Here is a 21,429-nt window from a genome sequence, read left to right as displayed (position 1 = left end):
GTGCCGAGCAGGTGAAGCGTGGACGCTGCAGGATGGCCTGCCGCTTGAGTCCTGGGATGGAGAACTCGCCGCGTGGCCGCAGCCTCCGGTGTTGCTGATGAAGCGGCACCGACGCAAAGGACCCCGCACGGTGAACGTGCGGGGTCCTTTTCCATGCAGTGCCGCCCGACTCCTGTCAGTGGGGCATCTGAACGGAAAGTGCCAGTGTTCTCAGGCGCGGACTTCCTGGCGGGGGGCCGACTCCGTGGAGTGCGGAACGTCCAAGGTCAGCTCGCGGCCGCCGGTGGAGTGCTTTGCGGTTTTCCCGGCCACAATCAAGGTGGGGATCATCAGGGCGGCACCGTAAATCAGGATGCCGACCACAAACCACCAGTTCTCCGGCATGGTGAACAGCCAGAAGCTGGCCAGGATGGCCACAACGGGCACCAGCCACAGCACAAAGTTGGCGACGCCCTGGCCCTCGCCGGAGTAGCGGCGAATGGTGCGTCCGTGATTGTCAGTAGCCATGTGAGCCTCTTCCCTGTGGTGCTGGCGACGGCGTGGCGCGGCAGAACGTGAGCCGAACCTTGAGGTTCACCCCGACCCGCGCGTTCGCCTGTTGAGTCTGAGCCCAGTGTACTGGGTCATGACGACGATCTGTCAGTTGATTGCAGGCTCACGCCTCAAGTAGCCCGGCCCCGGCTGAAGCGCCGATCCGTGAGGCCCCGGCTCGCAGCATCTCCACGGCGGCATCCCGTGTACGGACGCCGCCGGAGGCCTTCACCCCGATCTCCTCACCCACGGTCTTGCGCATCAGAGCGACGTCCTGTGCTGTGGCACCAGAGGTGGAGAAACCGGTGGAGGTCTTCACATAGTCGGCTCCGGCTGCAACGGCCGCCTGGCACGCAAGGACCTTCTGGTCATCGGTCAACAAGCAGGCCTCGATGATGACCTTCAGCTCGGCACCCCCTGCGTGAACCACCTGGGCGACTGCGCGGATCTCCGCTTCCAGGGCGGCTTGGTCCCCGGCACGGGCGGCTGCGACGTCAATGACCATGTCAATCTCCTGCGCACCGTTGGCCACCGCTTCCTGGGCCTCGAAAGCCTTGGTCTCAGAGGTGGAGGCACCCAGCGGGAAACCAACCACGGTGCAGGTCAGCACCTGGGAGCCATTCAACTTCTCCGCCACCAGGGAGGTCCACAGCCCGTTGACGCACACGGAAGCGAACCCCAGCTCCAGGGCTTCCTGGCACAAGGTTTCCACCTGTTCCTGGCTGGCCTCCGGCTTCAGCAGCGTGTGGTCCACGCGCGACGCAAGCTCTGCAGCGCTGGGGTCAACGTCGGCAGGCAGGCTGTGGCGTTCGGAAATCTGGGGCACGGAGGTACCTTCCTGGTCGCGGAGTTGATGCGGGACTGATCACACCGGTGCGTGATGCTGCCCAGAGGCCACTTTATCCGGCGGTCTCAGAGCTCCCCAGAACCTCGGCCAACTGATTGATCATGGCTCCCATGCGGAATCGCTGTGGCACCAGGGCAGGAATGCCCGCGACCTGCAGGGGTGCTGCGGTGACGGGTCCAACGGTTGCAGCCACCACCGTATGAGTGCCAACACCGGCGGAACTGCCGTCAGGGGTGGTGAAGGCCGCCACGAACTGATCTTCCAGTCCCATCTCCGATGCCGTGGACAGCACCGCATCGGCACCTGCGGCAGAGGTGAAGGTCACCGCATCGATCTCACGGGCACACACCTGGCGGATCACGCGCGGGATCATCCCGGCGTCGTCGGCGTCGGCCCACCGGTGCGGGACCACGGTGTGCACGGCGGCTCCGGCCCCCACCAGTCGCGCGCGCTGCTCGCGATCGTGGTAGCCGTTCTCCTGCCAACCGATCACCGCCCCGGTGAGGTCGTGGTCGTAGGCCTCCAGGATCTGATCCACCAGGGGCCCGATGGTTTCATCCGGGGAGATGCCGACGTCGTGCAGCCCGATCCCGCGGACGGCAGCCCGTCCCTTCGGGCCGCGGACCCAGATGTCAGCCGCTGCCAGCATGGCGTGCACACCATCCGCCTGACCGGAGGCCTCCACCACGTCCCACCAGCGCTTGAACCCGTAGCCCGTGGTGACCACCATCAGATCCGGGTGGGCCGCCAGCATCTGCCGGGTTTCGGTGACGACGTCGGCGTCCTGGTCCACCGGGACCAACTTCAACGCCGGTGCTGCGATCGTGGTGGCTCCCTTGCGCTGCAGCGCACCCATTTGGTCTTCGGCACGGCGGTGGGCGGTGACCGCCACCGTGCGGCCCGTCAGTGGCCCGTCAGCCTGGGTGGGGGTGGTGTCCATGTGGGGGTGCGTCTCCGTCGTCGTCGTTGATGCGGTGGAAGGTGTGGGATCAGGATCGGCCGGTTCCAGGGTGCGCGGTGCAATGGCGCGGTGGGGTGTCAGCTCGCCCAGGACCCGCTCGCGGTCCTCAGCGGCCAGAGCCGCCACGGGGCCGATCACCGTCACGGCCGGTGACCCGGCCCCTGCCAGATCGATCACCGCTGTTTCCAGAATGGAGGTGTGCACGCGCTGGTCCGCGCTGAAGCCCTTTTCCACCACGGCAATGGGGGTGGTGGCGTTGGCGCCGTGGCGTACCAAGCCGCTGACCAGCTGGGGCAGGGTGGCAACACCCATGAGCACCACCAGGGTGGCGCCGGTCTCCAGCAGTGCACAGAAGCCGCGTAGTTCGGCCTCCGTGAACGGCACGTGCCCGGAGGCCACGGTGAAGGTGCGGGCAACGTCCCGGAACGTCACGGGAATCCCCGCGGCTCCCGGTACGGCCACGGAGGAGGTGATGCCGGGAACCACGTCCACCGGCACACCCCAGGACTCGCAGTCCGCCACTTCCTCACCACCACGGCCGAACACATACGGGTCGCCGCCCTTCAACCGCACCACGTGCCGGCCCTCCTGGGCCGAGTTGAGCAGGATGGACTGGATCTGTTCCTGCGGCACGGGATGGTGCCCCGGCCATTTGCCCACCCGGATGATCTGGGCATGCGGGGCCTGGGACTCAGCCACACCTTGTGGGGCCAGACGGTCCAGAAGAATCACATCGGCATCTGCCACGGCGGACAAACCGCGGGTTGTGATCAGGTCATCGGCACCGGGGCCGCCACCCACCAAGGTGACCCCAGTTCGCTCTGGATCGGTGACGGCCACCGGCAGCGGGCCGTGGACCTCCGTGATCCGTTCCAGCGCGGCCGCCCACGGCTCCCGATCTCCCACCACCACGACGACGCCCGGTGGCTGTCCGGCCTCAACATCCACGCTGACGGTGGCCCCACCTGCCCGGAGGCGCCGAGCCGTGCGGGAATCCGGGCCTGCGCCCAACAACAGAACGGTCACACGGGCAAGATCGGTCTCCAGGAACATGATCTCCACATTAGGTCTCCCCACATGTGTTCCCGGGGGCGCTTGTCAGATTTTGTACGCGCTTTTTCACTTGTTTGCGCAGGCATGACGTGTGAGCGTATTGGAGGCAATCGGGCCGTGTCAGGTAGGGGAAACCTGGCGGCCCTTGGGGGAATGCTCTAGAGATCGGTGGAAACATGCACTGCGCATTTGTGTATCCGGGACAAGGATCGCACAAGGCAACCATGGGTGACGTTGTCCAAGAGGCTTTTCCGGAGATAGCGGAGCAGGTGTTCGACCAAGCCGAGCGAGCCACCGGCGTCGGTCTGCGGTCAGTCTCCCAGGACCGTGCCGGGGATCTGCAGGCAGCGGTCTACACGGTCAGCGTGATCACGCACCTGGGGTTGTTGGAATCCGGCTGGCAGCCGGATGTCCTGGCAGGCCATCAACTGGGTTCCTACGCGGCACTGGCGGCAGCAGGGTGCCTCAGTTTCACGGACGGTCTGCTCTTGGTGCGGGAGCACGCCTTCGTTCTGGGGAACTCCGATGCCACGGGGCAGCGGCCAGAACCGTTGGTGGCTCGACTGGAGAACACCGAATTCCGCGAACCGTACCTGCCGGTGGTGGGCTCCGGTTCCTCGCAGCTGCTGCGCACCGGTGCCCAGGCGCGGCAGGACCTCTTGACCCAGGTGGACGGATCCGACCGTTGGCGCGACACCATGTCACAGCTGGTGGGCCGCGGCCGTGACGTGGTGATCGAGGTGGGGCCCGGGCGTCGCCTCAGTGCCCAGTTCGCCCAGGCCCACCCGCAGGTGGTCACACGATCCACGGCAGACATCCGCCGTATTCGCAGACTGACCCGGGAACCGGCCCGGATCTAGGGCGCAGTTCCCGGGTCAGCCGGGGCGGTCACCTCAGGTGATCAGGAGCCGGCACCCACCGGGATGCGGGCCCCTGCGATCAACACCGGGCCGTCACCGGATTCGGCGGCGTCGATCTCCTCCGGTGTTGCCGGGCGGATCTGGTCACGTTCCAGAACGTACTGGCGGGAGGCGTCATCGGAGGCTTCCGGCTGATTGACGAACGGACGGAAGCGACGCAGCCGCTCCGGGGAGGCCAAGGTGGCGGCCCATTCGTCCTGATAACCCTCCACCTGACGTTCCATGTCCGCCTCAAGATCAGCGCAGATGCCCAAGGAGTCATCCAATAGCACGGCCTTGAGGTGAGCCATGGCGTCCCCGTACTCCTCGTCCAGATCCTCCAACCACCGGGCCGTGCGCTGCAGCTTGTCAGCAGTGCGGATGTAGTACATCAGGTAACGGTCGATGTACTTGATCAACGTTTCCTCGTCAATGTCCTGAGCAATGACCCTGGCGTGGGCCGGGTTGGCGCCACCGTTGCCGCCCAGGTAGAGAGTCCAGCCGTCCGGGGTGGCCATCACACCGATGTCCTTGCCCTGAGCCTCCGCGCAGTCACGGGCACAACCCGAGGAACCGATCTTGAACTTGTGCGGTGAACGCAGGCCCCGGTAGCGGTTTTCCAACCGGATGCCCATGCCCACGGAGTCCTGGACGCCAAAGCGGCACCAGGTGGATCCAATGCAGGACTTCACGTTGCGCAGGGCCTTGCCGTAGGCCTGCCCGGACTCGAATCCGGCGTCCACAAACCGCTTCCAGATCTCCGGCAGTTCCTCCAGCCGGGCGCCGTAGAGACCGATCCGCTGGGCGCCGGTCACCTTGGTGTAGAGCCCGTAGTCCTTGGCCACGGAAGCAATCACGGCCAGCTTCTCCGGCGTGATCTCACCGCCAGGAATGCGGGGAACCACCGAGTAGGTGCCGTCCTTCTGCATGTTGCCCAGGTTGCGGTCATTGGTGTCCTGCAGCGTGCCGCGGCCTTCATCCAGGACGTAGGCGTTGGGCTGGGAGGAGAGGATGGAGGCCATCACCGGCTTGCAGATCAAGCAGCCGTCGCGGCCCTTGCCGAACCGCTCCAGGGCCTCCGGGAACGTGCGGATGCCACTGGCGCGGACCGCGGCGTAGAGCTCCTGGCGGGACAGATCAAAGTGCTCACACAGGGCCTTGGAGACTGTGAGCCCCAGGGAGAGCATGGTCTTCTCCATGGTCTTCTGCAGCATGGGCACACAGGAACCGCACTGGGTGCCGGCGCTGGTGCACTTCTTGAGCTCAGGCACCGAATGGTTGCCGTCCTTCACGGCACCTCGCACGGTGCCGAAGGAGACGTTGTTGCAGGAACACAGGATGGCGTCATCCGGCAGCTCGGTCTCCGGGGCATCGCCACCTGCAGCAGAGAGGTAGCGGGCCGGTTCGGCAGGAAGCGGCCGGCCTTGGAGCGGACGCAGTGCGTCGTAGGGCTCCGCGTTGCCCACGAACACACCACCCAGCAGCGTCTCCTGGTCCTTGTCCACCACGATTTTCTGGTAGATACCGGCCACCGGGTCCGTGTAGTTGACCTCAATGCAGCCAGGGGTCCTGGCGTAGACGTCACCGAAGGAGGCCACATCCACGCCGGAGAACTTCAACCGGGTGGAGGTGTCAAAGGCCGTGACCTTGGAATCGCCACCGAACAAACGGTCCGCCACCACCTCGGCCATGATGTTGGCAGGTCCCACCAGGCCCCAGGTCTGACCCAGAATGTCTGCCACCTCACCGATGGCCCACACATGCGCCACGGAGGTCTTGCAGGTCTCATCCACCACCACACCGTCACGGGCGCCCAGGTGGAAACCGGCCCGGCGGGCCAGACCGGAGCGGGCCTTGATGCCGATGCCCAACACCACCATGTCCGCCTCGATGTGTTCCACGGTGGCATCCGGCCCGGGACCGTCCTTGACCAGCACGCCTGTGACGTTTTCTTCCTCGTCCAGCTCCACGCCGGCAATGAACCGTTGGCAGCGCACGTCCAGGCCCTGCTCGCGCATCAGAGAGTTCACCGCCAGGCCGCCGTCGCGGTCCATCTGGGTGCACAGCAGGAATTCGGCGACGTCCAGGATGGTGGCCTCAGCGCCCAGGTCCTTCAGACCTGCTGCGGCCTCCAGCCCCAGCAGGCCACCGCCCACGACGACACCGCGCGGGGTGCGCCCCAGCTTTTCCTTCAGCTCAGCCACCTCATCCACGATGCCGCGGACGTCCTTGATGGTGCGGAACACGTGCACCCGGTGGGCACCGGGAATGTTCAAGGTGGCGGCATTGGAGCCGGTGGCAAGCACGAGTTCGTCATAGGGGAAGTCCTCACCCTGACGGGTGTGCACCACCTGGTTCTTGACGTCCAGGTCGGAGGCCCGGGTGTTAGTGCGCAGATCCAGCTGGGGGTGGTCCCAGAAATCCGCATCCCCCAATGTCAGATCACGCTCAGGGTCCGTGAAGAGGGTCTCCAGCGCCACACGGTCATAGGGGGCCCAGGGTTCCTCGGCCAGCACCGTGATGGTGTTCTGCCCCAGACCCTTCTGCACCATCTTCTGCACAAAACGCTGGGCAGCAGGTCCACCGCCGATCACCAAGATCTTGCGTCCGGTCCCGGGAGCTGGCGTGTTGGGCATGGAATGGCCTCCTACGGCTGGTTCCTGATCGGTCACCTGGGCGGCTGCGATCTGCGCTGCACATGGAATCTGCGGCAACGGCTTGGGTGCTCGCGCGGCCCTCTGATGACATGGAATCACTCTTGGTGCTCCAGGGTCATGCGGTTGCCGCCGGATGCTTGGGAGTGCTGATCGTGGCAGAGCCGTTACGGAAGGTGACACAGTGAGCGCAGAGGCAACGCAGACCGCTGTCCAAGGACCAGTTGAGATCTGCACCTTGGATGACTTGGAACGTGACTGGGGTGAGGTGGCCTTGGTCGGGCAGCGTCAGATCGCGGTGTTTCGTATGCAGGATGACACCGTCTATGCCTGCGATCACGCCGACCCCAATTCGGGCGCCCTGGTGATGGCACGCGGCATTGTTGGGGAGACCGTGGACGGTGTTCCCACCCTGGCATCGCCGCTCTACAAGGAGGTTTATGACCTCCGTGACGGCTCCTGCCGGACCGGTGCCGACTTCACCCTGCCTGTTCACAAGGTCAGTGTGGAGGACGGCCGCGTGCTGGTTGAATTGGGCGCGTGAGACCTTCTGCTGACCCCGTCCTGCTGCTGTGTGCCCACGGATCCCGGGCACGCAGCGCCCAAGTTGCCACCCAGGAGATCGCGCAAGCCGTATCCCAAGCACTTCCGTCCGCTGAGGTTGTTTTGACCTGGGTTGACGTTCAGGAACCCAATGTTGAAGCACGGTGTGAGGAGTTCGCGGATCGCCCGGTGGTGATAGTGCCACTGCTGTTGGCGGCCGGGTTCCACGTCTACAAGGACTTGGCGGAGACCGTGGCTGATCGGCCGCATCACGTGGTCACGGATGCTCTTGGCCCGGACAGGTTGCTGTCCGAGCTGATGGCGCGCCGGATCATGGAGACTGAACTCGGGGAGACCGGTGTGGCTGAAACCGACCCCGATCCGCATCTGGTCATGGTGGCCGCCGGATCCTCCGATGCCAGGGCCGTTCGAGCTGTACGCCAACAGGCCGCTGACCTTGAAGAACTCACCGGGCGCCCCGTGACCACGGGATTCGTCTCCGCTGCCCACCCCAAGGCCCACCAAGCCGTGGCCGAGGCCTGGCACAACGGGGCACATCACGTGACCACAGTCTCCTTCCACGTGGCACCTGGGGTGTTCCACCGCGATGCCGCTGCAGCTGCTCAAACCCCTGCCCCCGGGGCGCCGTCGGAGCATGCGGCAACAGGTGGGCGCGTCACCGAGCCACTGTTGATCGACGGTGCGGAGGTGCCCGCCGAGGTGGTGGACGTCGTCGTCAAGCGCTGGGAACAAGGCCGCGCGCTCCTGGGCGCCTGACCCTCCCCAAACACCGCCGAGACCGAGGTTAAGGCCCGATCTAGTACGCGGTTTCGGGCCTTAACCTCGGTATCGGCGGGTGGTGTCCCGTGCTCACCAGTGAGGTGCCTGCTCCGGTCCTGGAACCTGCGCCGGCCACGGGCGTTGGTGAAGCGACCGCGGCACCCCTCTCGCGGCCACGGGGCCGACCACCGTTGACAAGGCACTTGATCTTGCTTTGAACCGAGTGTTTGACTGAAATCATGATGGCAAAGCACAAGCCGACGCTCACCGTGGTTTGTAGCGTTTTACTGGCACTCGTGGTCAACATCGTCCTGGATGTCACCACTGATCTGCCCGTGGCGTTCCGGTGGGGAATCGCGATCCTGGCCGTGCTGATGTTCTCCACCGTGACCGAACTGGTTTCGCGTTCTTCACGAAGCACTCATCCGGATCATGGCCGCGATTCCACAGGAGTAGCTGGGCCCAGCCGTTGACGCTTGCGCCGAGCAGCAATGCATGAGGTTGATCTCCGGATGAACACGGAGCCCGATGGATACGCTCCTGGGCGCCTGCCCCCTCCCGCCGAGACCGAGGTTTAGGCCCGATCTAGTATGCAGTTTCGGGCCTAAACCTCGGTCTCGGCTGGAGGGGGGGGAGGGGTCTCAGGCGCTCAGGAGTGCCTGTAGCTGGGTCGCCACTGCGGACAGGCGCTTGGTGCTCTCCGTTCGGGCCGCCGGGAGGTCGACGACGTCGCCCACCTCCGTGACCGCCTCCAGGTAGCACTTGAGCTTGGGTTCCGTGCCGGAAGGACGCACGATCACGCGAGTGTCATCTGCCGTGAGCAACAGCAAACCGTCCGTGGGCGGCAGCGGTGAGTCCGCAGGCGGATTGGCAAGGTCACGGACCTCCACCACGGGGGAGCCGGCCAGCTCCGTGGGGGTGTGCTCCCGCAGCGTGGTCATCATCTGCGGAATCAGGGAAAGGTCAGAAACCCTGATGGAAAGCTGATCCGTGGTGAACAACCCGTGTTCCACCGCCAGGGATGCTAACTCATCGGCCAGGGACCGGCCCAGCGTGGCTGCCTGCTGCGCCAGTTGTGCCACGGCGACGGCGGCGGAGATGCCGTCCTTGTCCCTCACGGTCTGCGGCTGGATGCAGTAACCCAGGGCTTCCTCGTAGCCGTAGATGATCCCCGGCTGCCGGGTAATCCACTTGAAGCCGGTGAGGGTCTCCCGGTGTTCCACACCGGCTGCCGCAGCCATCCGTCCCAGCCAACGGGAGGACACAATCGAGTTGGCCACCACAGCCCCGGCCTCCCCGGCGTGATAACGCAGGGCCGCCAGACCCAGCAGCACACCCACTTCATCCCCGCGCAGCATCCGCCACCCGTCCACGAAGGCGGGGTGGTGGGCGTCGGGAACGGCAACGGCGCAGCGGTCGGCGTCGGGGTCATTGGCGATGATCAGATCAGCCCCCACCTCCCGGGCCAACTCGAAGGCCAGGTCAAGGGCACCCGGTTCCTCCGGGTTGGGGAAGGCCACCGTGGGGAAGGTCGGATCCGGGGTGTGTTGCGCGCGCACGGGGTGCACGTCCGCGAACCCCGCGCGGGCCAGTGCCTCCACAGTGGTGGGTCCACCCACGCCGTGCATGGCGGTCAGCACAATCTTGGGCGACGACGACGCTCCAGCACCCGCCGGAGCTGTTGCGGCACCAGGTAGACCTGGGTTGGCCGCTGACTCCCGGGTCCCGCCGGTGCCACCGGGCACGATCGCGTCCAAATAGTGTGATTCCACCAGGTAGGGCAGCACGGTCCACCCGTCCTGGGCCACGGGGAGTTGACGCAGATCACCCACAGCATCAATGTGCGCGGCGATCTGGCTGTCATGCGGCGGCACGATCTGGCATCCGCGACCGTTGTCCTCAACGGCACGCCCACCCAGATAGATCTTGTACCCGTTGTCCGCTGCAGGGTTGTGGGAGGCGGTGACCATCACACCCACTTCGGCGTCGTACTCCCTGACGGCCCAGGCCAGCACAGGGGTGGGCAGCGGACGCGGCATGATCAGGGTTTCCAGTCCAGCAGCGGTGAAGACCGCAGCGGTGTCCTGGGCAAAAACCTGAGAGTTCTTCCGGGAATCGAAACCGATCACGGCCCGGGGTGCGCGTTCGGCATCTCCTCCGGCCACCTCCAGCACGTGGGCGGCAACACCGGCTGCCGCACGTTGGACCACCACGCGGTTCATGCGCATCGGACCCGCGCCGAGTTCGGCTCGTAGCCCTGCCGTGCCGAACTGCAGGGTGCCGGAGAACCGCTGCGCCAGATCGGCCACCGCCGTCTGAGCAGCCTTTTCACCGGCAGATGGATCCGTGGCGGTGGCCACCAGTTTTTCCAGCTCCTGCCGGGTTTCAGCATCCGGGTCCTGCGCGATCCATGAGCGAACCGCCTCCAACAGGTGCGCTCCGGAACCGGGCCAGAGGGGGGAGGCGGGGGAGGGTGCCGTGTTCATCGGATGGCTCCTACGATTTCTGCCAACAGTCGGGCAATCCGTGGGGCGGCGGCCTGCCCGGCCTCCACCACTTCCTGGTGGGACAGCGGGGTCTGCTGGATTCCTGCCGCCAAATTGGTGACCAGCGAGATCCCCAGGACCTCCAGACCGGCGTGGCGCGCGGCAATGGCTTCCAGCGCCGTGGACATGCCCACCAGATCTGCCCCCAGAACACCTGCCATGTGGACCTCTGCAGGGGTTTCGTAATGCGGACCGGGGAACTGGGCGTAGACCCCCTCATCCAGGGACGGGTCCACGGACCGGGCGATCTCCCGCAGACGCTGGGAGTACAGGTCCGTGAGATCCACGAACGTGGCCCCTTCCAAGGGTGAGGTGGCCGTGAGGTTGACGTGATCGGAGATCAACACCGGCGTCCCTGGCGACCAGCTGGGATTGAGCCCACCACATCCGTTGGTCAGGACCATGGTGGTGGCCCCGGCAGCCGCTGCCGTGCGCACACCGTGGACGACCGCACGGACACCGCGTCCTTCGTAGAAGTGCGTGCGGGCCCCGATCACCAGTGCGTGACGCTGCCGGCCGTCGGAGTCCGGGGCGGCCAGTCGAATCGACCGCAGGGTTCCCACGTGCCCCTCCAGGGCAGGCTTGGAGAACCCGGGAATCTCCGTGGCGGGGATCTCCGCCACGGTCTCACCCAGCAGCTCAGCTGCCCCGCCCCACCCCGAACCCAGGGTCAACGCCACGTGGTGGGTGTCCACTCCGGTGCGTTGCCGGAGGGCATCAGCTGCCTGCTGGGCCAGATCGAATGGGTCATGGGAGTCGGTGGGGTTCACCACGGTCAGGGCCTCCTTGAGCGTGCGGCTCTTGTCACTGCGGCGGGTTGGCGCAGTCGGGATCCATCCTGCCATCTGGATCACAGCGGGCCACTGACCGCGGTGGATCGGAGCCGGGGCTCAAGTGTCAGTGCTTGCGCTTCTTGACCCGGCGGATCGAAAGTACCGAGAGCAACAGGAATGCCACACCAAAGCCCGCGGTGATGCCCGTTGAACCCCACCACTGCAGGGTGCCTTGCTCCCACATCGAATCCAGAACGGCACTGGAAGTGTCCACCTCGGGGATCTCGGGTGCCTCCGGTGCGGGCAGGCCCGCGTCCTGTGCGGCCGTCACGGCTTCGTCGTGAGCCTCCTGGGCCTCGGCATTGGCCTCCTCCTGGGGTAGTGCGACTGCTGCGGTGCGTACGATCTGGTTGATGTCCGCAGACTGGGCCATCGCGGCGTAGGCCCAGCGCGTGGGAACCACCTTGGACGCGGTGTCGGAGACTCCCTCCATGGCGAACAGGCCGCCGCAGAAGATCAGCTGCACCACCACCAGCAAGGAGGCGGTGTTCATGGCAACGTCAGAGCGGCCCACCAGAGCGGAAACCAGGAAGCCCAGCAGCCAGGAGGTCATGATCAGCAAGAACGTGACCAGCCACAGTTCCAGCCACATCGGCCCCCAGGAAGCCATCGAGTCATGCGGGATCAGCAACAGGACTGTGAACACCAGGATGGCCGACTGAATCAGTGAGGTCACGATGGTCACCAGGGTCTTGGCCCCCACATAGGGCCACACCCCCAACCCGGTTCGGGCTTCCCGCAGGAAGATCTGTTTCTCGTCCAGGAATGTCCGACAGGCGGGGAATAGACCAATGGCCACGGCCGCCAGCAGAATCACGATCAGCACGATCTGCGGCTGGTTGATCTCCGATTCCGAGGACTGCGGGTAGGTCAGCCCGTGATCACCCGGGACCACCAGCACCAACAGCGCCAAGAGGGCCGGTGCCACAAAGGTGGTCACCATCACGGACGGCAGATCGGTGCGCATCAGCTGGATCTGACGGCGCAGCAGCACCCCCAGCTGGAACATGCCGCGGCGGGTCACCTGCTTCTGCGGGCCGGCCGGTGTCTGGGCCGCCAGGCGTTCGTGGGTCACGTGGAAGACCTCGGTCCGGAAGGCAGCCGCTGCGGATGCCGGATCCTCCTTGAGCCCCTTGTAGACCTCACGCACCTGCGGGCCCAGGTTCTGGGAGCGCTCAAAGTACGGCATCATCCCGTCCGGATCGCCAAAGTAGGCCACCGAACCACCGGGGGCCAGCACCAGCACCTTGTCCGCCAGGTCCAGATTGGCGGTGGAGTGGGTAATCACGACGACGGTGGAGCCCTCCCGGCCGCCGACCTCACCGTGGGCCATCCGGCGCAAGAGGTCCATGACCTCAAAGTCCATGTCCGGATCCAGACCGGAGGTGGGCTCGTCCAGGAACAGATAGCGGGGCCCGGTCAGCAGTTCCATGGCCGTGGACACGCGTTTGCGCTGGCCACCGGAGAGTTGTCTGACCGGGGTGCGGGCGTGTTCGGTGAGTCCCAATGACTCGATGACCGCAGAGATGCGGCTCTGACGTTGTTGCTTGTCCACGTCTTCGGGCAGGCGCAGGGCGGCCGTGGCTTCCAGGACCTGTTCGGCGGTCAGATCCCGGTGCAGCACGTCCTCCTGGGGCACCATGCCGATCTGGGATGAGAGCACCGGGCCGAACTGGGACATGTCCAGTCCGTGGTACTCGATCCGTCCGCGGTCCGGGTTGATCTCACCCAGCAAACAGTTCAGGAAGGTGGACTTGCCGGCACCGGATGGGCCGATCACCGCAATCAGGGACCGGTCCGGGATCTCCAAGGAGACGTCATCCACCAGGGTGCGCTTCATTTTGGGGTTGATCCGATCAAGCACGGAGAAGGTCAGATCCCGCACCACGATGGACATGTTGCCTTCGGCGCGGATCAGCTCACACAGACCCACCGAAGTCTGGCGGAAGGGCACGCCGCCGATCACCACCTGGGACCCCACGTGCAGGGGGACGGTGCTGGTGATGCGTTGACCATCCACCCAGGTGCCGTTGGTGGAACCCAGGTCCGTGATGGTGGCACCGTCACCGGTGCGGGTCAGGCGGGCATGCTGGCGGGAGACCAACAGACCGTCGATCAGCACATCAGCGGAGGCATCCCGGCCCACGATGATGGACTCGCCAGGAACAGCCGGGCGGAAGGCCGGGGACAGGCGCATGCCTGAACGCTCGTCCTCCGGGCTGGGGGAGGCAGGCATGATTTCCGTGTTGTCCATGCGGTTGACCCAGGAGCGCTGCTGGGCCTCCACCACCGGTGCGGACGGATCAACGCCAGAGGCAGAGGGGCTGCCCTCCGATCCGGCCTCCCGCCGGATCTGCCCTGGGCCGGATGGTGTGCCGTCCAGACCTGCAGTGGCCCGGTTGATGCTGATGGCGGCCACGGTGGGCTCTGCGGAGGCCACAGGGATGTCGGCCGAATGGATGCGGGAGGATGCGTCGTCGTTGGTGTTGTTGTCGTCGTGGTGCGTGGGGGCCACGATCCCGTAGGTCTGGTCTGGCTGCGGCTGAGCGGTGTCGGCGGCGGGTGCCGCAGCAGGATCCGGCACAAAACCGTAACCGGCGGCGGGATCCGCGGAAGTCTGCGGGTCCGGTGCGGGCGGGTCCATGACCTTGAACTCAGCCCCTGCACCCGTACCGGGGGCCAGGCTCAACCGAGTGGGGCCCGTGATGATGGCCGCCATGTTGGCCATGAGCATGTACCCATTCATGGCAGTACCCGTGCGGGTGCCGCGGTCCTCCACCGTCCAGCAATCCCCACTCCAGCGCAGAATCACGTGGATGTCCTGGATGGCCGGCGACTGCAACTGGATGTCCGCGTACTGCGAGGAACCCACGGTCCAGGGGCGCCACGGGTCCAGCTCGCGGATGGTGCTGCCCACCTCAATAATCAGGGGGTGCATGAAACTCCTTCGGGACGTGGCGCGTGATGACGCATCGATCATGCCCTACTGCGTTTGCAATCGCATGGCCGTGACAAAGAATTGCACACTCCACGGGTTTGGGCGTGCTCACAACGACGACGACCCCCACCACATCGCGCCCTTCCCGGGTGGGGGATGAGCACGGTGGCGGGGGCCGTCGTCGTGATGCGGGGGACTACTCCGGCTTCTGCGACCCACGGCCGCGGGGGCGGCCCAGGTTGGGGCGCGGGAAGGCGGGGCGGGTCCGGTCGATGCGGTAGTCGATCCGGCGGTCCACGTAGGACTCGAACTCGGGGAACTCGGAGAGGTTCTCCGTGATCTCCTCCGTGACCAGAGCACGCATGCGGTTGATTTCCTCACGGCGCAAGGCACGGTCACGCACCCGGGTCTCAGCAATCAGGGCGCGGACGGTGGCCACGCACATCAGCAGCAGCACCACGCTGAAGGGCAGCGCTGTGATCAACGAACCTGCCTGCAAGGCACCCAGACCACCGGCCAACAGCAGACCCACGGCCAGGAAACCTTCCAGCAGGGCCCACAGCACACGGGACCACACGGGCGGGTTCGGATGACCGCCGGAGGCCAGCATGTCCACCACCAGGGATCCGGAATCGGAGGAGGTGATGAAGAAGACGGCCACCAGGATGATGGCGATCACGGACAGGATGGAGCCCAGGGGCAGTCCGTCCAGGACCTGGAACAGCGCGGACTCCACGGAGACCTCCCCGTCCACCACCAGGTCTCCCTGGCCGTAGAACTGGCGGTACAAGCCCATGCCACCCATCACGGAGAACCAGAAGAAGCCCACGATGGTGGGCACCAACAGCACACCGGCCACGAACTGGCGGATGGTGCGGCCCTTGGAGATGCGGGCAATGAACACACCCACGAACGGGGACCAGGCGATCCACCAGCCCCAGTAGAAGATGGTCCAACCGGTGAACCAGCCTTGGGCCTCCTCCGTCTGCTGGTGGGCGCCCACGTCAAAGGTCATCTGCATCAGGTTGGCCAGGTACATGCCCAGCGATTCCACAAAGTTCTGCAGCAGGAACACCGTGGGGCCCAGCAGCAGGACGCTGATCAGCAGCAGCCCCGCCATGGACAAGTTGATGTTGGACAGCCACTTGATGCCTGCACCCAAGCCACTGGCCACGGAGAGAATGGCCAGGAAGGTGATGATCACAATCAGGATCACCAACAGGGTGTTGTCCGCGGTGTTCACCACGCCCATGGCCACCATGCCTGCAGAAATCTGCTGCACGCCCAGGCCCAGGGAGGTGGCCACGCCGAACACCGTGCCAAAGATCGCCAGAACGTCAATGGCATCGCCCAGCCAGCCCTTGACCCGGTCGCCGAACAGCGGCTCCAAGGCCCAGCGGATGGACACCGGGCGGCCGCGGCGGTGGATGGCATAAGCCAGGGCCAGACCGATCACGGCGTAGATGGACCACGGGTGCAAGCCCCAGTGCACAAAGGTCTGGGCCATGGCCAGGCCCTGCAACTGGGCCTCGCCGCCGTCCCAACCCGGCTTGGGGTTGACGGTGGAATAGGTCAGAGGCTCACCCACGCCGTAGAAGACCAGGCCAATGCCCATGCCGGCGGCAAAAAGCATGGAGAACCAGGACAGAACCCCGAATTCGGGTTCCTCGTCATCTCTGCCCAGGCGGATGTTGCCCATGCGGGAGAAGCCCAGGACCACGGTGAAGGCCACAAAACCACCGATGATGAGCATGTAGTACCAACCCAAGTTGGACACGATCCAGCTCTGGGTGGTCTCAAAAATGTCGCCGGTGAAATCCGGGGCCAGGATGCCGATCACACCGACCGCCAGGATGACGATCATCGCAGGCCAGAACACCCGCGGCGCCACCCCGAACTTGCCGATCTTCACGCCTTGTTGGCGCAGTTTGGCGGTGATTTCGTCGTCACTGTCCTGGGCCTGGATCTGCTCGGACTCAGGGACGGTCAATTCTTCATGCAACGCGATTGCGCTGCTGAGGGGGGAGCCGTTGGCCTCACCTGGATATTCGGTGGTGGTCTCAGGCGAATCGGCTGTAGTCACCGTTGAGTTGTTGCTTGCCGCTGAAGGTTCACCGGCGTGTACGGCGTCGTTCTTTGCCGAGCCCTCCGCGGAGGGCGGTGATGCATCGGAGGAAGACATGAAAATCCCATCTGAAGTACAAGTGGACCCCACCACCATGGTCAAGACCCACCCTAGATTCAAATTGACTCGTCAAGTGTTCGGGGCGGATTCCCAGGTTTCTGAGGGGCTTGGGGGTGTAGAAACCCGCGCCGTGACTGCCCAAGCCCGGGGTCCGATTTTTTTGACACAATGCAGTGGTGAGTTCAATCACCGAAAGTCTCAAGAAGAAAATCGTGATCATCGGCGCCGGCCCTGGCGGGTACGAGGCCGCCTTGCATGCCCGGGGCCTGGGGGCAGAGGTCACCCTGGTGGAGCGGCAAGGCACCGGCGGCGCGGCCGTCCTGACAGATGTGGTGCCCTCCAAAACCCTGATTGCCTCTGCAGACACCATCCACCGCTTCCATGAGGTCCAGGACCTTGGCGTGCATCTGGTGGGCGGGCCGCAGGACGGCACGGAAATCGAGGGTCTGGCCGCAAATCTGCAGACCATCAACGCCCGGCTGTTGCGGCTGGCCGCCACTCAGTCCCGGGACATCCGCCGGGGTCTGGAAAAAGAAGGTGTGCAGGTGGTGGACGGCACCGGCTCGATCGCGGATCCCAACACCGTACACGTCAAGGCTGAGGACGGCATGGAGTACGACCTCACCGCAGATGCCATCCTGGTGGCCGTTGGCGCCCACCCGCGCACCCTGCCCAGCGCACAGCCGGATGGGGAACGCATCCTGACGTGGACCCAGGTCTACAACATGGAGGAGATTCCCGAACACCTGGTGGTGGTGGGATCCGGTGTGACCGGCGCTGAATTCGCCTCCGCCTACAACGGCCTGGGTGCCAAGGTCACCCTGGTCTCTTCCCGGGACCAGGTGCTGCCCGGTGAGGACTCAGATGCGGCCGATGTCCTGGAGAACGTTTTCGAACGCCGCGGCCTCACCGTGGTCTCCCGCTCCCGTGCTGAAGCCGTGGAGCGCACCGACGACGGCGTGGTGGTGACCTTGTCCGGCGGACGCAAGATCGCGGCGTCGCACGGTCTTTTGGCCGTTGGCTCGATCCCCAACACGGAAGGTCTGGGGCTGGAGGAAGTGGGCGTCAAGCTTGAGGACTCCGGGCACATCGCCGTGGACCGGGTCTCCCGGACGTCCGTGCCCAGCATCTACGCAGCCGGTGACTGCACCGGTGTGCTGCCGCTGGCCTCCGTGGCCGCCATGCAGGGACGGATCGCCATGGCCCACGTGCTGGGCGATGCCGTCAAGCCGCTGCGCACCGCGGTGGTGGCCTCCAACATCTTCACCTCACCGGAGATCGCCTCCGTGGGCATCTCGGAGCAGGCCATCAAGGACGGTTCCTTCTCCGCGGACGTGATCAAACTGGATCTGGCCACCAACGCCCGGGCCAAGATGATGAAGGTGGAGGACGGCTTTGTGAAGCTGTTTGCCCGCAAGGGCCCGGGCACCATCGTGGGTGGGGTGGTGGTGGGTCCGCGTGCCTCCGAGCTGATCTTTGCCATTTCCGTGGCCGTGTCCAAGGGGCTCACGGTGGACGACTTCTCTGAGACCTTCACGGTCTACCCGTCTCTGTCCGGCTCGATCTCCGAGGCCGCGCGACGCCTGCACCACCTCCAGAGCTGACCCTCCCCTCTTCCCCGCCGAGTAGGCCTTTTGATCGCTGCTGATGCACTCAGGGGCGATCAAAAGGCCTACTCGGCTGTCTGGGGGAGGAACTGCGCCTTGGGCCCAGCCCAGTGGTGGTGACTCCACAAGATCCGCTCGGGGCCTGCGAGGCTGGGGTGGTTGTCCCCAGATGGCGGTTCGGGGCCCGTGGGCTGGTTGACCAGGATGTACTCGGCTCATGGTCACTCCCGCGCACATCCCACCAGCCGAACTACCAGACCGCTGCTTCACGACGGCGGAGGCCGCTGCCTGCGGGGTCACTCGCAGCCAACTGTTGGGCCCAGGCTATGTCTCCGTGTGCCGCAACGTCTGGGCCACGGTCCAGCATGTGGTTCCCACGGACCCTGTTGCCTGTCTGATGGATGTGCTGCCTGCATTCCAACTGGTCAACCCCAAGGCTGCTGCCAGTCACACCTCGGCAGCGCTGCTGTTGGGTCTCAGACTGCCGGGTCGGTTACGGACTCCGTTGCCGGGCCACGTAACGCACTTTGCGGGACATCGTGCCACCCGGCTCAAGGGTTGGCACGGTCACCGGGAGAACCTCCATGAGGAGGACTGCTGGCTTCACAACGGCATCCGGGTGACCGGACCTGTCAGAACAGTGGTGGACCTGGCAGGTCTATCGGGACCCCAGGGGCCGTGGTTCATGGCTGCGGAAGACATTGTGGCCATGTTGGACGGGGTGATCAACCAGCACCGAGTTGGCCCGCTGAGTCTGATGCCGGCACTGAGATCGCCCGATGACGTCGAGTTCGATCTCAAGCGCTTGGCCGGCAGGCGTGGCGTGGCCCGTGTTCGCTCGGCACTTGAGTTCGCTCGGCCCGGGGTGGATTCTGCTGCGGAAACTCGGGCTCGACTGGTGCTGATGGAGTTCGGACTGGGGGAGTGGCTGACCGACGTCGAACTCCATGTCCCCGGGCACCGAGCCGTGTGGCCTGATCTTGCCAACCCGGACTTGAAGCTCTCCCTCCAGATCGAGGGACCACATCACGACGCCGATGCCCAACGCGTCCGTGACATCGAACGCCAACGCGCCACGGAAGCCGCCGGATGGATCGAGATCCGGGTGTTGATCTCAGATCTGTATCCGCCGATCGGTTCTGCACCGGGTACCCCGCCGCGCGTCGTCGAACTGATCCGTCAGGCCATCGCCCGGCGTGCGGCAGCCTGACATTCATCCCCCACCCCATACGCCGAGTAGGCCGTTTGATCGCTGCTGATGGGCTCAGCGGCGATCAAACGGCCTACTCGGCGGGGGGGCTTACTTGTTGCCCACTTCCACCATGTCCACGTGGCGGGTCTCCGGGGAGAGCCACAGAGCCACAAAGGTGATCACGGCCGCACCGGAGAGGTACAGGCCCACCGCGGGCACACCGAAGGAGGCGTTGAGCCACACGGCGGCGTACGGCGTCAGGGCCGCACCCAGGATGGAGGCCACGTTGTATGCGATGCCGGAGCCGGTGTAGCGCACGTTGGTGGGGAACAGCTCGGGCAGCACCGCGGACATTGAACCGAAGGTCAGACCCATCAGAGCCATGCCCACACCCAGGAAGACCACCAGACGCAGCATGCTCAGGTCCTCACCGGTCCCCAGGTTCTCCGGGGCAATGAACCAACCGAACATCAGGCCGAACACCACGATGCCGGCGGTGACCACCAACAGGGAAGAACGGCGTCCGTACTTGTCAGCCAGCCAGCCAGAGACCGGGATGGTCAGGGCGAACAGCACCACTGCAACCAGCTGGATGACCAGGAAGTTGCGGTAGGGGATGCCCAGACCACCGACGGCGGAAGAACCGATGCCGTAGGACAGGATCCAGGCGGTCATCAGGTAGAACAACACGTACGTGGCCAGCATGATGAACGTTCCCTGGATGATCTGCAGCCAGGACGTCTTGAACACCTCGGTGACCGGGGACTTCACCGGCTCGGAGCGTTCCACGGCCTTCTTGAACACCGGGGTCTCTTCCAGGGAGAACCGCACGTAGAGGCCCACGCCCACCATGATGATGGAGGCGATGAACGGGATGCGCCAGCCCCACACCAGGAAGGCATGGCCGTCGCCGCTGTCCGCCAGAGTGGTGAAGCCCATGATCACGGTCAGGATCAGGAAGAAACCGTTGGCCAGGATGAAGCCGAACGGCGCACCCAGCTGCGGCCACATGGCGGCGCGGGCACGCTTGCCTTGCTCGGCGTATTCGGTGGCCAGCAGCGCGGCACCTGACCATTCGCCACCCAGACCCAGGCCCTGGCAGAAGCGCAGGATTGTCAGCATGATCGGGGCCCACAGGCCGATCGAGTAATAGGTGGGCAGCAGACCGATCAGGATGGTGGCAATACCCATGGTCAGCAACGCGCCGATCAGGGTCACTTTGCGCCCCACCCGGTCACCGAAGTGGCCGAACAGCACGGAACCGATGGGCCGGGCAATGAAGGCCGCGCCGAAGGTGGCCATGGAGGCCAGCAGCTTGGCGGTCTCGTCCTCACCGGTGAAGAACAGCGCCGGGAAAACAGCCACGGCCGCGGTGGCGTAGACGTAGAAGTCGTAGAACTCGATGGTGGTGCCCACCAGGGAGGCCGCGCGGACACGGTTGCGCAGCGTCTTGGCGGTTCCGATGGGGTCAGTGGTCACCGGGTCCGGGGAATCGGACCGGTCAACGGAGGTTGACATGGCTTCCTTCGGTTGGAGGGAACGTGAGGGACGTTCTGGCGTGAAAGCTGGGCCGTGGTCAGAGCCCCGCTCGATGTCACGGGGAGATTACACCCGGTGTCACATTCCGGAACACTCATCTCAGGATGTGGTCACTATGTGGACGCCTCGCCCTACCTTCCCCCGCCGAGTAGGCCGTTTGATCGCCCCTGACCGCGTCAGCGGCGATCAAACGGCCTACTCGGCGCAGGAACGTCACGCACGACGACGGGGGGGGGGGGGGGGGGGGGCGAGCGGGCCGCCGCCCGCGGGGGGTGGGGCGGGGGGGGAGGGGAAGGGAGGGGGGGGAGGGGGGGGGAGGAG

General features: G+C 65.4%; 15 protein-coding genes. 6 read left to right on the top strand and 9 right to left on the bottom strand.

The features are described from left to right. Positions 1-210 precede the first annotated feature (210 nt). From GTW58_RS05520 to cobA, 3 genes are all read right to left on the bottom strand, one after another. A complete protein-coding gene (locus GTW58_RS05520; RefSeq protein ID WP_119932044.1) occupies positions 211-507 on the bottom strand; it encodes a hypothetical protein in 297 nt (98 codons plus the stop codon). Between the two features lie 148 nt (positions 508-655). Continuing rightward, positions 656-1,348 (bottom strand): deoxyribose-phosphate aldolase, encoded by a 693-nt coding sequence (gene deoC / locus GTW58_RS05515; protein WP_119932104.1) that lies wholly within the window; start codon positions 1,346-1,348, stop codon positions 656-658. An 82-nt stretch (positions 1,349-1,430) separates the two neighbouring features. Continuing rightward, positions 1,431-3,392, bottom strand: coding sequence for a uroporphyrinogen-III C-methyltransferase (cobA, locus tag GTW58_RS05510; protein WP_157980400.1), 1,962 nt, complete (start codon positions 3,390-3,392; stop codon positions 1,431-1,433). A 224-nt stretch (positions 3,393-3,616) separates the two neighbouring features. Between cobA and GTW58_RS05505 the strand changes: the two genes are divergently transcribed. After that, the gene (locus GTW58_RS05505) at positions 3,617-4,252 is read left to right on the top strand and encodes an ACP S-malonyltransferase (protein ID WP_157980399.1); all 636 of its coding nucleotides are present in this window, start codon (positions 3,617-3,619) and stop codon (positions 4,250-4,252) included. 41 nt (positions 4,253-4,293) lie between these two features. Here the strand turns inward: GTW58_RS05505 and nirB are convergent, their stop codons facing one another. Beyond that, entirely contained in the window at positions 4,294-6,927 is a 2,634-nt protein-coding gene (nirB, locus tag GTW58_RS05500) for a nitrite reductase large subunit NirB (RefSeq protein ID WP_119932041.1), read from the bottom strand. Positions 6,928-7,129: 202 nt separating this feature from the next. Here nirB and nirD point away from each other — a divergent pair, with 202 nt between their 5' ends. From nirD to GTW58_RS05485, 3 genes are all read left to right on the top strand, one after another. Continuing rightward, the gene (gene nirD, locus GTW58_RS05495; RefSeq protein WP_232817894.1) at positions 7,130-7,489 is read left to right on the top strand and encodes a nitrite reductase small subunit NirD; all 360 of its coding nucleotides are present in this window, start codon (positions 7,130-7,132) and stop codon (positions 7,487-7,489) included. Continuing rightward, positions 7,486-8,265 (top strand): sirohydrochlorin chelatase, encoded by a 780-nt coding sequence (locus GTW58_RS05490; RefSeq protein WP_119932039.1) that lies wholly within the window; start codon positions 7,486-7,488, stop codon positions 8,263-8,265. The genes nirD and GTW58_RS05490 overlap by 4 nt, the downstream gene beginning before the upstream one ends. 230 nt (positions 8,266-8,495) lie before the next feature. Next, positions 8,496-8,741, top strand: coding sequence for a hypothetical protein (locus tag GTW58_RS05485; protein ID WP_157980398.1), 246 nt, complete (start codon positions 8,496-8,498; stop codon positions 8,739-8,741). Between the two features lie 168 nt (positions 8,742-8,909). Here the strand turns inward: GTW58_RS05485 and GTW58_RS05480 are convergent, their stop codons facing one another. From GTW58_RS05480 to GTW58_RS05465, 4 genes are all read right to left on the bottom strand, one after another. Then, complete coding sequence (locus GTW58_RS05480) at positions 8,910-10,754, bottom strand: phospho-sugar mutase (protein WP_119932037.1); 1,845 nt, start codon at positions 10,752-10,754, stop codon at positions 8,910-8,912. Next, entirely contained in the window at positions 10,751-11,587 is an 837-nt protein-coding gene (locus GTW58_RS05475) for a purine-nucleoside phosphorylase (protein WP_232817893.1), read from the bottom strand. The genes GTW58_RS05480 and GTW58_RS05475 overlap by 4 nt, the downstream gene beginning before the upstream one ends. Positions 11,588-11,711: 124 nt before the next feature. Further along, positions 11,712-14,585, bottom strand: coding sequence for an ATP-binding cassette domain-containing protein (locus GTW58_RS05470; RefSeq protein WP_168023471.1), 2,874 nt, complete (start codon positions 14,583-14,585; stop codon positions 11,712-11,714). 196 nt (positions 14,586-14,781) lie between these two features. Further along, on the bottom strand, positions 14,782-16,767 hold the full coding sequence (locus tag GTW58_RS05465) for a BCCT family transporter (RefSeq protein ID WP_081994419.1): 1,986 nt from the start codon (positions 16,765-16,767) through the stop codon (positions 14,782-14,784). A gap of 179 nt (positions 16,768-16,946) precedes the next feature. Between GTW58_RS05465 and GTW58_RS05460 the strand changes: the two genes are divergently transcribed. Both GTW58_RS05460 and GTW58_RS05455 read left to right on the top strand, forming a co-directional pair. Continuing rightward, the gene (locus tag GTW58_RS05460; RefSeq protein WP_119932102.1) at positions 16,947-18,374 is read left to right on the top strand and encodes an NAD(P)H-quinone dehydrogenase; all 1,428 of its coding nucleotides are present in this window, start codon (positions 16,947-16,949) and stop codon (positions 18,372-18,374) included. A 220-nt stretch (positions 18,375-18,594) separates the two neighbouring features. After that, a complete protein-coding gene (locus GTW58_RS05455) occupies positions 18,595-19,587 on the top strand; it encodes a hypothetical protein (protein ID WP_119932035.1) in 993 nt (330 codons plus the stop codon). A gap of 90 nt (positions 19,588-19,677) precedes the next feature. Here GTW58_RS05455 and GTW58_RS05450 read toward each other — a convergent pair whose 3' ends face one another. Next, positions 19,678-21,087 carry an MFS transporter gene (locus GTW58_RS05450; protein WP_119932034.1) on the bottom strand — a complete coding sequence of 470 codons (1,410 nt, stop codon included), beginning with the start codon at positions 21,085-21,087 and terminating at the stop codon, positions 19,678-19,680. Positions 21,088-21,429 lie beyond the last annotated feature (342 nt).

It is taken from the genome of Kocuria subflava (assembly GCF_012163155.1).
GTDB lineage: Bacteria > Actinomycetota > Actinomycetes > Actinomycetales > Micrococcaceae > Kocuria > Kocuria subflava.
The sequence above is the reverse complement of the archived record's forward strand: the minus strand, read 5'-3'. Positions and strand labels throughout refer to the sequence as shown.